Origin of the sequence: Flavobacterium sp. W21_SRS_FM3, assembly GCF_052113625.1 — a bacterium.
In the GTDB taxonomy this organism is placed as follows: Bacteria; Bacteroidota; Bacteroidia; order Flavobacteriales; family Flavobacteriaceae; genus Flavobacterium.
Map to the genome: position 1 here is coordinate 353561 of NZ_JBGQOD010000001.1, position 13451 is coordinate 367011.

10 protein-coding genes are annotated in these 13451 nt (G+C 34.8%); 7 read left to right on the plus strand and 3 right to left on the minus strand.

Annotation, left to right across the window (positions count from 1 at the left end; translation table 11 throughout):
- Positions 1-5: 5 nt before the first annotated feature.
- On the minus strand, positions 6-1454 hold the full coding sequence (gene sufB, locus ACEN2K_RS01625; RefSeq protein WP_441757564.1) for a Fe-S cluster assembly protein SufB: 1449 nt from the start codon (positions 1452-1454) through the stop codon (positions 6-8).
- A gap of 70 nt (positions 1455-1524) precedes the next feature.
- Positions 1525-1854: a HesB/IscA family protein gene (locus ACEN2K_RS01630; protein WP_441757565.1), complete on the minus strand. Its 330-nt coding sequence runs from the start codon at positions 1852-1854 to the stop codon at positions 1525-1527.
- 244 nt (positions 1855-2098) lie between these two features.
- Here ACEN2K_RS01630 and ACEN2K_RS01635 point away from each other — a divergent pair, with 244 nt between their 5' ends.
- The 4 genes from ACEN2K_RS01635 to ACEN2K_RS01650 all read left to right on the plus strand — a co-directional run bounded on the left by ACEN2K_RS01635 (position 2099) and on the right by ACEN2K_RS01650 (position 7010).
- Positions 2099-2959: an MBL fold metallo-hydrolase gene (locus ACEN2K_RS01635; RefSeq protein WP_441757566.1), complete on the plus strand. Its 861-nt coding sequence runs from the start codon at positions 2099-2101 to the stop codon at positions 2957-2959.
- 74 nt (positions 2960-3033) lie between these two features.
- Positions 3034-4659 carry a S8 family peptidase gene (locus tag ACEN2K_RS01640; protein ID WP_441757567.1) on the plus strand — a complete coding sequence of 542 codons (1626 nt, stop codon included), beginning with the start codon at positions 3034-3036 and terminating at the stop codon, positions 4657-4659.
- Between the two features lie 61 nt (positions 4660-4720).
- Complete coding sequence (locus tag ACEN2K_RS01645; protein WP_441757568.1) at positions 4721-6592, plus strand: M1 family metallopeptidase; 1872 nt, start codon at positions 4721-4723, stop codon at positions 6590-6592.
- A 16-nt stretch (positions 6593-6608) separates the two neighbouring features.
- The gene (locus ACEN2K_RS01650; RefSeq protein ID WP_441757569.1) at positions 6609-7010 is read left to right on the plus strand and encodes a hypothetical protein; all 402 of its coding nucleotides are present in this window, start codon (positions 6609-6611) and stop codon (positions 7008-7010) included.
- Positions 7011-7195: 185 nt separating this feature from the next.
- Here ACEN2K_RS01650 and ACEN2K_RS01655 read toward each other — a convergent pair whose 3' ends face one another.
- Entirely contained in the window at positions 7196-8146 is a 951-nt protein-coding gene (locus tag ACEN2K_RS01655) for an L-threonine 3-dehydrogenase (protein WP_441757570.1), read from the minus strand.
- 225 nt (positions 8147-8371) lie between these two features.
- Between ACEN2K_RS01655 and ACEN2K_RS01660 the strand changes: the two genes are divergently transcribed.
- The 3 genes from ACEN2K_RS01660 to ACEN2K_RS01670 all read left to right on the plus strand — a co-directional run bounded on the left by ACEN2K_RS01660 (position 8372) and on the right by ACEN2K_RS01670 (position 13375).
- Positions 8372-8974: a hypothetical protein gene (locus ACEN2K_RS01660; protein ID WP_441757571.1), complete on the plus strand. Its 603-nt coding sequence runs from the start codon at positions 8372-8374 to the stop codon at positions 8972-8974.
- Complete coding sequence (mfd, locus tag ACEN2K_RS01665; protein ID WP_441757572.1) at positions 8967-12341, plus strand: transcription-repair coupling factor; 3375 nt, start codon at positions 8967-8969, stop codon at positions 12339-12341. The genes ACEN2K_RS01660 and mfd overlap by 8 nt, the downstream gene beginning before the upstream one ends.
- Positions 12342-12445: 104 nt before the next feature.
- A complete protein-coding gene (locus ACEN2K_RS01670; protein WP_441757573.1) occupies positions 12446-13375 on the plus strand; it encodes a helix-turn-helix domain-containing protein in 930 nt (309 codons plus the stop codon).
- Positions 13376-13451: the final 76 nt, after the last annotated feature.

The window sequence follows — 13451 nt, forward strand, 5'->3', positions numbered from 1 at the left end:
ATTTCTTACCCTACAGATCCTTCTAAACTTATCTCTAACAACTTCTGTGCTTCTACAGCAAATTCCATTGGTAGTTTATTTAGAACATCTTTACTAAAACCGTTTACGATTAAAGCGATAGCTTTTTCTGTCGGAATTCCACGTTGATTGCAATAGAAAACTTGGTCTTCACCAATTTTACTAGTGGTTGCTTCGTGTTCGATTTTAGCAGATGGGTTTTTACTTTCGATATAAGGGAAAGTATGCGCTCCACAATTGTTTCCCATCAATAAGGAATCACATTGTGAGAAGTTACGAGCATTATCAGCGCGAGCACTAATTTGTACTAAACCTCTATAGCTATTTTGTGATTTACCAGCTGAGATACCTTTAGAAATAATGGTTGATTTAGTGTTCTTACCTAAATGAATCATTTTAGTTCCTGTGTCTGCTTGTTGGTAATTATTGGTTACTGCAATCGAATAAAATTCTCCTACTGAATTGTCTCCTTTTAAGATACAAGAAGGGTATTTCCAAGTTACTGCTGAACCTGTTTCTACTTGTGTCCAAGAGATTTTGGCATTGGTTTCACAGATTCCTCTTTTGGTAACAAAATTATAAACCCCACCTTTTCCTTCTTTGTTTCCTGGGAACCAGTTTTGAACGGTTGAGTATTTTATTTCAGCATCATCAAGAGCAATTAATTCCACTACTGCAGCGTGCAATTGATTTTCATCACGACTTGGTGCGGTACATCCTTCAAGGTAACTTACATAGCTTCCTGCATCAGCAACTAATAATGTTCTTTCAAACTGTCCTGTTCCTGCTTGATTGATACGGAAATAAGTCGAAAGTTCCATTGGGCAACGTACTCCTTTAGGAATATAGCAGAAAGAACCATCAGAGAATACAGCTGAGTTTAATGCAGCATAAAAATTGTCTTTTTGAGGTACTACTGTTCCTAAATATTTACGAACTAATTCTGGATGCTCTTTAATAGCCTCAGATATACTCATAAAAATGATTCCTTTTTCTCCTAATGTTTTCTTGAATGTTGTTGCTACAGAAACCGAGTCAACTACGATATCCATGGCAACATTATTCATCATTTTTTGTTCATCAACTGAGATACCTAACTTTTTGTACATTTCTAAAAGTTCTGGATCTACATCGTCTAATGTTTTATTTGGGTCAACAGTTTTAGGTGCTGAGTAATACGATATGGCTTGAAAATCTGGTTTTGCATAATGTACGTTAGCCCATTCTGGCTCTGTCATTTCTTGCCAAGCACGAAAGGCTTCAATACGCCAATCGGTCATCCATTGTGGCTCTTCTTTTCTGTGTGAAATGGCACGAACTATGTCTTCATTTAACCCAATAGGGAATGTATCCGACTCTAATTCGGTGTAAAAGCCATACTCGTATTCTTTGTTTTCGAGTTCGATTTTTAAATCGTCTTCTGTGTATTTGCTCATTCTTATTTAAAGATTTAAAGATTTAAAATTCAATAATTGAATAGTAAACTTTATTATTTGTGTCTAAAATTTATAAAGAGAAACTCTCTCCACATCCACAAGTTCTAGTTGCGTTAGGGTTATTGAAAACAAAACCTTTTCCGTTTAGTCCTCCTGAGAATTCTAAAATGGTTCCCGCTAGGTATAAAAAAGATTTTTTCTCTACTGCGATCGTAATGTCGTTGTCTATGAATATTTTATCGTCTTCGCCTTTTTTATTGTCGAATTTCAAATCATAAGACAAGCCGGAGCAACCTCCGCTTTTCACACCAACTCTTACATAGTCTGTTGCAGCATCAAAACCATCGTCTTTCATCAAGTCGATAATTTTCTTTTTGGCAGTGTCAGAAACTTTTATCATGTTTATGTTGTTTATTAATAGTGTATTGCTATCCAAATTTCAATACAGCTGTTTTATTATCAGGTATTTAAACTAGACAGCAGCCATGCTATATTGATTTTGTCTAAATTAACTGCAAAGATACTATATAAAAACCTTTTTCCATAATGGATAACATTTTTATAACTAATCATAAAATAGAAAAAAGCTATTTAAGACGCTGAAATTTTTAACTTTGTTTGATATTGAACAAAATCGTTTAAAAATGAAATTATATCCTATAGAAACTGGAAACTTTAAATTAGATGGTGGTGCCATGTTTGGGGTTGTTCCTAAGACCATCTGGAATCGCACTAATCCTGCTGATGCTAATAATTTAATTGATATTGCAGCGCGTTGTTTGCTTATTGAAGATGGCAACAAACTGATTTTAATTGACACCGGTATGGGAGATAAACAATCCGATAAATTTTTTGGTTACTATTCACTTTGGGGCTCCCATTCTATGGATAAATCATTAGCTCAATATGGTTTCAATAGAGCAGACATTACCGATGTTTTTATGACACACCTGCATTTTGATCATTGTGGTGGCTGCATTCAGTGGAATAAGGATAAGACGGGATATGAACCTGCATTTAAAAATGCCAAGTTCTGGACTAATGAAAATCATTGGGAATGGGCGACTAAACCCAATCCTCGAGAGAAAGCCTCCTTCTTATCTGAAAATATTTTGCCCATGCAAGAAAGCGGACAATTGCATTTTATTCAAAGGCCTGAAAATGACTATCTTGAACAATCAGAACTGGATTTTGGCATCTTTTTTGTTGATGGACATACCGAAAAGCAAATGATTCCACACATTCAGTACAACGGTAAAACAATCGTTTTTTGTGCTGATTTATTGGCTACAGCCGGACATATTCCTGTTCCTTATGTAATGGGATACGATACAAGACCGTTGCTGACCATGCCAGAGAAAACAAAATTTTTAAATGCTGCTGCTGATAATAATCACTATTTATTTTTAGAACATGATGCACACAACCAGATTATAACTGTGCAACATACTGAAAAAGGGGTGCGATTGAAAGAAGTGTTCAGCTGTGAAGATATCTTAACATAGTGTTAATCGTTTCGGTTATGTAACAAAATGAATTATTTTAGACCAATATTTTAAACTCAACAAAATAAATTATAATGAATAGTATTAAACCCATTTGTATTTCTGCATTTGCCGTATTGGTTTTGGCAGGATGTGGAGCACAAAAACAAGTTTCAAATTTTAACTCTTTTGCTGTAATTACGGCACCATTAAACGTTAAAAAAAATGCTCCAATTAAAGAATCTGAATTGAAGCGTTGGAGTCATTTAGATATCGTGACGGACACCATTCCTGGAATGAGTGTTGATAGAGCTTATGCTGAATTGTTGAAAGATAAAAAAGGAGTTCCGGTAATTGTAGGAATTGTAGATTCTGGTGTAGATATTGAGCACGAAGATTTGAAATCAGTAGTGTGGACTAACACTAAAGAAATTCCTGGCAACGGAATTGATGATGATAAAAATGGATATGTAGATGATATTCATGGATGGAATTTCCTAGGGGACATCACTAAAGAAAATTTAGAATACGAAAGAATCATTAAAAATAAAAGTTTAGTTGATGAAGCGACTTATTTAGAAGCTAAGAAATTAAATGATGAGAAAATTGCAGAAGCAACTGCTGGAAAAATTAGATTAGAGCAATTAATCGCTTCTACTACTGCGGCAGATGCAACTATCGCTAAAACATTAGCGAAGCCAGTATATACGGTAGAAGAATTGAATGCTATTGATTCTAAGGATACTGCAGTAATGGAAAGTAAAGTAACTATGCAAAGAATGCTTTCTTACGGTTTGAGTGTTGTTGACTTAAAAGCAGCGATCCAAAACGATATCAACGGAATGGCAACTGTTCTAAACGGTGACAATTTAAAACAAGATTACAGAGCTGTTGTAGGAGACAATCCAGATGATTTTACAGATGTGAAATATGGTAATAACAATGTTATGGGACCAGACAAGGATAAAATTCTTCACGGTACTCACGTAGCTGGAATTGTAGCTCAAGTAAGAAATAATGGTATTGGTGGTGATGGAATTGCTAATAATGTTCAAATTTTAACTGTTCGTGCTGTACCAGATGGTGATGAGTATGATAAAGATATTGCCTTAGGAATACGTTATGCAGTAGACAATGGAGCTAAAGTAATTAATGGAAGTTTTGGAAAAAGCTTTTCTCCACACAAACAATGGGTTTACGATGCTATTAAATATGCAGAGAAAAAAGATGTCTTAATTGTTCATGCAGCAGGTAATGATGCTGAAGATATTGATACCTATAATAATTTCCCAAATGATTCTGATGACAAAAAAACAGAATTTGCAGATAACATGATTACTATTGGAGCATTGAACTTTGAGTATGGTGATAAAGTAGTAGCTCGTTTTTCTAACATCGGAAAAGTAAATGTAGATGTATTTGGCCCTGGTGTCAAGATTTATGCGACGACTCCAAAAGACACTTACAAATACTTACAAGGAACATCAATGGCTTCTCCTAATGTTGCTGGAGTAGCTGCCCTAATTCGTTCGTATTACCCTAAATTATCTGCATCACAAGTGAAGCACATATTGATGGATTCAGGAGTAGCAATTAGCACCGATGTTATTGTTGGTGGAAATCCTAAAGATAGCCGTTCTTTTACTACTTTATCTAAATCTGGTAAAATCGTAAATGCTTATAACGCTATACTAATGGCAGATAAAATGTCTAAAAAATAATCCAAAAAGTATTAATCAAATGGAAGAACTTCGGTTCTTCCATTTTTTATTTTAAATAAAGATGAGAAAGTTTCTTTTGATTTCATTCGTTACATTTAGTATAGGATCCATATCAGCACAAAGTTCAAAATATTGGCAGCAGCATGTTGACTATAAAATGGATGTGACGATGGATGTAAAAAACTATCAGTATAAAGGAAAACAAGAATTAGTATACACTAACAATTCTAGTGATACTTTAAAAAAAGTGTATTACCATTTATTCAACAATGCTTTTCAACCAGGAAGCGAGATGGATGCAAGACTACACAGTATTAAAGATCCTGACGGAAGGATGGTTACCAAAGTTAAAATTGATGATAAAGAAATAAAAGTAAGCCGAATTGAAGGGCTAAAGCCAAATGAAATAGGGTATTTAAAAGTTACTAATTTTAAACAAGACGGAATTGCTGCAGTGACTAAAACGGCTGGAACTATTTTAGAAGTAACCTTAGCTAAGCCGATACTACCTAATACTAAAACAACTTTCACACTTGACTTTGATGGACAAGTACCTGTTCAAATTCGTCGTTCTGGAAGAAACAATAATGAAGGGGTAGAATTGTCTATGTCTCAATGGTACCCAAAGTTAGCCGAATTCGATTTTGAAGGTTGGCATGCTGATCCTTATATCGCTAGAGAATTTCATGGTGTATGGGGAAATTTTGATGTAACTATTAACATCGACAAGGAGTATACATTAGGAGGTTCAGGATATTTACAAAACCAAAATGAAATAGGACATGGTTACCAAGACGAAGGCGTTACCGTTAAAACCCCTAAGAAAACTAAAACACTAAGTTGGCATTTTACAGCACCTATGGTACATGATTTTACTTGGGCTGCTGATAAAGAATATGTACATGATGTGGTAAAAGGACCTAATGATGTGGCTTTGCACTTTTTATACAAAAACTATCCTAAAACAGTAGAAAACTGGAAAAAACTAGAACCAATGATGGTGAAAGTAATGGATTTCTACAACAAAAACATTGGTAATTATCCTTACAAGCAATATTCTTTCATACAAGGAGGCGATGGCGGAATGGAGTATGCGATGTGTACATTAATGCTAGGAAATGGAACCCTTGAAGGAATTTATGGTACGGCTACTCACGAGTTAGGACACTCTTGGTTCCAACATATTTTAGCTTCAAATGAGTCTAAGCACCCGTGGATGGATGAAGGTTTTACAACTTATATTGAAGATCTAGCAATAAACGAATTATCAGATACAAAAGTAGTCAACCCTTTTGAAGGAAATTACAAAGCATATTATAGTTTAGTGAATTCTGGTAAAGAGCAACCACAAACAACTCATGGAGATCGTTATGATGAAAATAGACCGTACAGTATTTCTTCTTACGTTAAAGGAAGTTTATTTTTATCTCAGTTACGTTATGTGATTGGAGAAGATAAATTAGCTGAAACGGTTAAAAGATATTTCCATGATTTTAAATTCAAACACCCTACACCTAATGATATCAAAAGAACGGCTGAACGTGTTTCGGGAGCAAATTTGGATTGGTATTTAGTTGACTGGACAGAAACTACCAATACTATCGATTACGGAATCAAAACAGTGACAGATAATGGAAATGAAACGATAGTAAGTTTAGAAAGAATAGGGAGAATGCCAATGCCTATCGATTTAACGGTTGAATATACTGATGGAACCTCCGAAAGTTTTTATGTTCCTTTACGAATGATGAATTTTGAAAAAGAAAATCCAAACCCGTCTGTAAAAAGAACAGTTTTAAACGATTGGACTTGGGCAGCATCTAATTATGATTTTACCATTGCTAAAGCAAAAAGTGATATCAAGAAAATCACGATTGATTCTAGTGGATTGATGGCCGATGTGAAACAAGGGAATAATGTTTTTCAGCAATAAAGAGTCGTAGTAAATAATGAATATAAGATACAACGAAGCCAATAGAATAATTGAGATTAAAGATGGTTTGAAAACCCATCTAATGGGAATGAAATTTGTGATGATTTTAACCTTAACGAACTCAGTACTAAATTTATCAGGAGATGTTATTAAAGGCTTTGGATATCTAACAGTAATATGGCTTATTTTAGGAATAACATCCATAGGTTTTCTTTATCATTTTATATTTAAAACTTCAAGCTTAGAAAAAATTCCAATAGATCAAATTCAGGGATTTAATGAGCGGGTTTCATCCGGACGCAAAAAGTATTACATAACTTTAACTAACGGAAAAACCCGAGATTTACTTGAAGTAAAATCAGTGGAAGAAGCAAAAAAGGTCACTTCAATGTTTCAAAAGAATGGCATTTTAGTTTAAAAAAGAAAAGAGTCGCAAAATATATTTTTTGCGACTCTTTTTTATGTGTAATCATACTACTAGTTAGCCCTGGTAGTAGCGGCATCCTTTGCTTTTATTCTTTAAATAAGCAAAGATACAGCGCATAACGGGAGGGAACGTCCAAAGATGCACCCTGTTTATGCTACTAAAAACTACAATTATTTTTAATTTTCTAATTTCTTTAGATTCTCTAACATAACTTTCGTCATCGTCTCTAAATCATATTGATGCTTCCATCCCCAATCAGCTCTGGCGTTGCTGTCATCAATACTTGCTGGCCAGCTATCGGCAATTTTTTGACGGAAGTCTGGTTCGTAAGTAATAGTGAAATCTGGAATGTGTTTCTTGATTTCAGCCGCGATTTCGGTTGGTGTAAAACTCATAGCGGCTAAGTTATATGACGAGTGAATTTTAATCTCTTCTTTTGGAGCCTGCATGATTTTTATTGTGGCAGCAATTGCATCGTCCATATACATCATTGGCATTTTAGTCTCTGAAGATAAGAAACATTCGTATTTGTTATCAGCCAATGCCTTGTGAAAAATATCAACTGCATAATCAGTAGTTCCCCCACCAGGAGGCGATGACCAGCTAATTAAACCAGGATAGCGGATGCTTCTCACATCTACCCCAAAGATATTGTGGTAGTATTCACACCATCTTTCTCCCGCTTGTTTACTAATACCATAAACGGTGGATGGCTCCATGATAGTATATTGTTGCGTGTTCTCTTTAGGAGTTGTTGGCCCAAAAACCGCAATGCTAGAAGGCCAAAATACCTTCTTTATTTTTCCGGCTTTCGCCAAATTTAAAACGTGGAATAGCGAGTTCATATTTAAATCCCAAGCAAAAGCAGGATTTTTCTCTGCTGTAGCCGATAGTAATGCAGCCATTAAATACACATCAGTAATTTTATGAACTTCTACTAAATGCTCAATTTGATTAAAGTCTAACGCATTTATAACCTCAAAGGGTCCTGAATTTACGACGTCGATATTCAGTTTACGAATGTCAGATGCAATTACATTGTCGGTTCCGTAAATTTCTCTAAGTGAATGGGTTAGTTCGGTTCCTATTTGTCCGCAAGCCCCTATAATCAATATTTTTGTACTCATTGTGTATAGAATTTAAAAAACAAAGATAACGTTTTCGGAAATATTTTGGAGTCGCCCGCTAAGGATTGTCAATAGTTAAAACAAAGCCTTAAAATGTTGTAGTTGCGATTGTAGTTTTGGCATTATTAATGCTAAAAAGCTATTGTTTGGAAATGAATTGTAATTCGCATTTTCAAATCTGTATTTATAAATTACTTTGTAACTTTGTGCTTCAATGCAATACCTATGAAATTCAAAATAAAATATACTTTTTTTCTCCTTGTTTTGTTTGCTTCCTGTAAAGACGATAGTCAAAAAAGGACTGCTGAAAATGAGAAGGAAATTAAGAAAAAGGAACTCGTATTTACAAATATTAATAAAGGATGGGTGTTTTACGACACTCCTATTAATGAAACGGCAGAAGCTAGCGTAGCCAGCTGGAATGAATTTCGCACCTTTTTAGCAGAATTAGCTTTAAAACCAAAGCGCACCCTTGGGGCTTTTCAACAAAAATCAACAGCTATTTCAAAAAAGGCAATGGCATTGAATGATAATATTCCTAGTGAATATAACCAACCTCAAATAAAAAGTAGAATTGCTACACTAATTACTAAAGTGCGACTGCTGGATTTATTCATTCACCTTGATGATGTGCCAGATAAAAAAGTAGTCAAAGTAATTTCAGAAATCAATAATGAATTAGCCTCTTTGCAAAGGCAAATGGATAAAATTGTTGAAAAAAGTAAAATCCCTACTGAAGAGGGAGAATCAGAGTTGAAGAAAATGATGGATGCGTCTCGCGCCATTCCTAATGAACCATTAGATCCAAATTTACCTAGAGTTGAGTAAAACAGTCTTATATAACACCTACGATAATTCGCCAAAAATCCAGCAAATTGCTGATCGTTTAAACGAGAGTAAAGGCGTAAAAATGCATCTTGATGGCCTGTTAGGCTCTGCGGTTTCATTTGTCATACGCTCGCTTTTTAAGAAAGCCGAGAGTCCTTTTTTGATTGTATTAAACAATAAAGAAGAGGCCGCTTATTACTTGAATGATTTAGAACAAATGATTGGAGAAAAGGATGTTTTATTTTATCCGGGATCCTATCGTCGTCCGTACCAAATTGAAGATACTGATAATGCAAATGTATTGTTGCGTGCTGAGGTGCTTAACCGCATTAACTCTCGCAAGAAACCGGCTGTAATCGTTAGTTATCCAGAAGCGCTGTTTGAAAAAGTAGTTACTAGAAGAGATCTGGAGAAAAACACGCTGAAAGTTTCCGTGGGAGATAAAATTTCTATTGATTTCATCAATGAAGTTTTATTTGAATATGAATTTAAAAGAGTCGATTTCATAACAGAGCCGGGAGAATTTTCAGTTCGTGGAGGAATCGTCGATGTGTTTTCTTTTTCGAATGATAATCCTTACCGAATAGAATTTTTTGGTAACGAAGTGGACAGCATTCGTAGTTTTGATGTAGGCACTCAACTGTCTATCGAGATACAAAAGAAAATTACCATAATTCCCAATGTAGAGAACAAGGTTTTTCAGGAAAACAGAGAAAGTTTCTTAGATTACATATCAGAGAAAACGGTTCTATTTATTCAGAATACAGAAGATTTATTCTCTCAGTTAGACAAGCAATTTACAAGAGCCGAAGAAGCTTTTGAAAAATTATCTAAGGACCTCAAACACGCTACACCAGAGCAATTGTTTTTAAATCAGTCTGCTTTTATTAAAAAAGCGGTTGATTTTTCAATAGTAGAACTATCCTCTAAACCTATTTTTAAAACAACAAAGAAATTTGAATTTTACATTCAGCCGCAACCTTCGTTCAATAAACAGTTTGATTTGTTGTTGAACAATCTGAATGAGAATCACTTCAATGGCTATAAAAATTATTTGTTTTGTTCGAATGATAATCAAGCCAAACGTTTTCACGATATTTTTGAAACCTTAGACGAAGCTAATTCTGAGAATATCAGGAAACAATATCATACGGTGGTAATGCCATTGTATCAAGGTTTTGTTGACGAAGAGAATCAAATAAGTTGTTATACGGATCACCAAATTTTTGAGCGTTATCATAAGTTCAGCATCAAAAACGGCTATTCTAAAAAACAGAATATTACACTAAAAGAACTGACCACTTTATCAGTTGGGGATTATGTAACGCATATTGATCACGGAATTGGAAAATTTGGTGGACTGCAGAAAATTCAGGTAGAAGGGAAAACCCAAGAAGCCATTAAATTAGTCTATGCTGATAATGATATTGTTTATGTAAGTATTCATTCGCTTCATAAAATATCAAAATACACCGGTAAAGACGGGACACCTCCCAAAATTTATAAATTAGGCTCTAATGCTTGGAAAGTTTTAAAACAAAAAACAAAAGCCAGAGTCAAGCACATAGCATTTAACTTAATTCAGCTTTACGCCAAAAGAAGGCTGGATAAAGGCTTTCAATTTGCGCCAGACAGTTACTTGCAAAACGAGTTAGAAAGTTCGTTTATTTATGAAGACACTCCTGATCAAATAAAATCAACAGCCGAAGTCAAAGCGGATATGGAAAGTGACAGACCTATGGATCGTTTGGTTTGTGGTGATGTAGGTTTTGGTAAAACAGAGGTAGCGATTCGTGCTGCTTTTAAAGCGGTAGACAATAGCAAACAAGTGGCTGTTTTAGTGCCTACAACTATTTTGGCTTACCAACATTACCGAACATTTACGGAACGTTTAAAAGACATGCCTGTTTCTATTGGTTATTTGAATCGCTTTAGAACCGCTAAGCAAAAAGCAGAAACCCTTAAATTATTAGCCGAAGGCAAACTCGATATTGTCATTGGAACTCATCAATTAGTCAATAAAAATGTTGTTTTTAAAGATTTAGGTTTACTGATTGTAGATGAGGAACAAAAATTTGGTGTCAACGTCAAAGACAAATTAAAAACGATTGCGGCCAATGTAGATACACTGACTCTAACGGCAACGCCTATCCCGAGAACATTACAGTTTTCATTGATGGCTGCCCGAGATTTATCTGTTATTACAACACCACCGCCCAATCGCTATCCCATTGAAACCAATGTGGTAGGTTTTAGCGAAGAAATGATTCGAGATGCAATTTCGTATGAAATTCAGCGTAACGGACAGGTTTTCTTCATTAATAATCGAATAGAAAACATCAAGGAAGTGGCAGGAATGATTCAGCGTTTAGTGCCTAATGCTAGAGTTGGAATTGGTCATGGCCAAATGGATGGAAAGAAACTAGAAGAGCTAATGCTGGCTTTCATGAACGGAGAATTTGATGTATTGGTGGCGACCACGATAATAGAAAGTGGTTTAGATGTTCCTAATGCGAATACCATTTTTATCAATAATGCGAATAATTTTGGATTGTCTGATTTGCACCAAATGCGTGGTCGAGTAGGACGTAGCAATAAAAAAGCATTCTGTTATTTCGTCTGTCCTCCTTATTCAGCAATGACTGACGACGCTAGAAAGAGGATTCAGGCTTTAGAGCAATTTAATGAGTTAGGGAGCGGATTTAATATAGCGATGAAGGATTTAGAGATTCGTGGTGCAGGAGATTTACTAGGCGGTGAACAATCTGGTTTTATCAACGAAATAGGTTTTGATACGTATCAAAAAATCATGAACGAAGCTATTGACGAATTGAAAGAAAATGAGTTTAAAGATTTATATCCTACAGAGAATAATCTCGAAACGAAAGAATATGTAAAAGACCTTCAAATTGATACTGATTTTGAATTGTTGTTTTCAGATGAATATATAAATAACATCAGTGAACGTTTGAGTTTGTACAACGAGTTAGGCGCCATTAAAAATGAAGAAGATTTACAACTTTTCCAGAAAAAACTGATTGATAGATTTGGACCAATGCCACCACGAGCTATTGCCTTAATGAATAGCATTCGCATTAAATGGATTGCTAGCGGAATAGGTATCGAAAAGTTAGTGATGAAACAAGGCAAGATGATAGGTTATTTTGTATCTGATCAACAGTCAGATTACTATCAATCGAATCGTTTTATGTCGGTCATGCATTTTGTTCAAAAACACAGTTCTATTTGCAAAATAAAAGAAAAAGAAACCAAGAATGGCTTGCGTTTATTGTTGACTTTCGACAATGTTAAATCAACTCGAAGAGCCTTAGATTTGATGAAAATGTTAGGCGGAATTGAAGAATAAGCAACTAATTATTATTTCAGATATCTAGAATAAAATAGCTCCCAAACTTATAAAGATTGGGAGCTATTTCTTTTTGTATATTTGATTTTTACAAATCAACAGTCATGAAGTCAAAATCAATAGATGAATTTTATAAAGAGATTTCCGAAGGAGCTAAAATAGAATCTAGTGCTTTGTTACCAAGCGGAATCCAAAAAGAAATTGGACATTTCAATGTGTTCGATATAAAAGAACTATGGGGGGATTTGAAAAAAATACCCGTAATGACTTATGATAGAAGAGCGTATTATAAAATCAGTTTGATTCGAGGGAAAAACAAAGTCGAGTACGCAGATCGTGAGATTGATATTGAAAACTACGCACTTTTGTTTGCAACACCCAAAATTCCATACCATTATGTGCCGAAAGATTCTTTGCAGTCAGGTCATTTTTGTGTGTTTACAAGTGAGTTTTTGACTAAAGATAAAAGCGGAATTGACTTGGAAACATTGCCTATTTTTCAAACAGATGGCTATCCCGTTTTTCAGTTAACGGAGGAAGAAGTGCTTGCAATCGATTTGATTTTTAAAAAGATACATCAGGAAATTAATTCAGATTATGCGTATAAGTACGACTTAATTCGGAATTATGTGGCTGAGTTGATTCACATTGGACAAAAGCTACAACCTGTTACTGCGTTGTACTCTAAGCACAATTCGGCAGCAAGAGTTTCTTCGCTTTTTGCAGAATTACTCGAAAGACAATTTCCTATTGAATCGCCTCGCCAACGCTTAGAGCTGAAATCAGCCAAAGATTTTGCGGCGCGATTGTCTATTCATGTCAATCATCTCAATAAAGTGTTAAAAGAAAACACTGGCAAAACTACTACTGAGCTAATAAGTGAACGACTGGTTTATGAGGCTAAGATTTTATTAAAAGAAACTGATTGGAATATTTCCGAAATTGCATACTCACTTGGTTTTGAAGAATTGGCACATTTTTCTAATTTTTTCAAAAAACAAACGGCATTAACTCCATTGTCCTTTAGAGTTTAAATAGTGTAATTTGAATTTTGCAAACTATGGATTGATATTTACAACTGCTGAAGTTGATATCATAACTAATTTTGCT

Bases quoted from the DNA above. Each gene is read 5' to 3' on its own strand.
- ACEN2K_RS01650 (WP_441757569.1), top strand. From the start codon at position 6,609: ATGAATATAAGATACAACGAAGCCAATAGAATAATTGAGATTAAAGAT.
- ACEN2K_RS01630 (WP_441757565.1), bottom strand. From the start codon at position 1,854: ATGATAAAAGTTTCTGACACTGCCAAAAAGAAAATTATCGACTTGATG.
- ACEN2K_RS01635 (WP_441757566.1), top strand. From the start codon at position 2,099: ATGAAATTATATCCTATAGAAACTGGAAACTTTAAATTAGATGGTGGT.
- ACEN2K_RS01645 (WP_441757568.1), top strand. From the start codon at position 4,721: ATGAGAAAGTTTCTTTTGATTTCATTCGTTACATTTAGTATAGGATCC.
- sufB (WP_441757564.1), bottom strand. From the start codon at position 1,454: ATGAGCAAATACACAGAAGACGATTTAAAAATCGAACTCGAAAACAAA.
- ACEN2K_RS01670 (WP_441757573.1), top strand. From the start codon at position 12,446: ATGAAGTCAAAATCAATAGATGAATTTTATAAAGAGATTTCCGAAGGA.
- ACEN2K_RS01660 (WP_441757571.1), top strand. From the start codon at position 8,372: ATGAAATTCAAAATAAAATATACTTTTTTTCTCCTTGTTTTGTTTGCT.
- ACEN2K_RS01655 (WP_441757570.1), bottom strand. From the start codon at position 8,146: ATGAGTACAAAAATATTGATTATAGGGGCTTGCGGACAAATAGGAACC.
- ACEN2K_RS01640 (WP_441757567.1), top strand. From the start codon at position 3,034: ATGAATAGTATTAAACCCATTTGTATTTCTGCATTTGCCGTATTGGTT.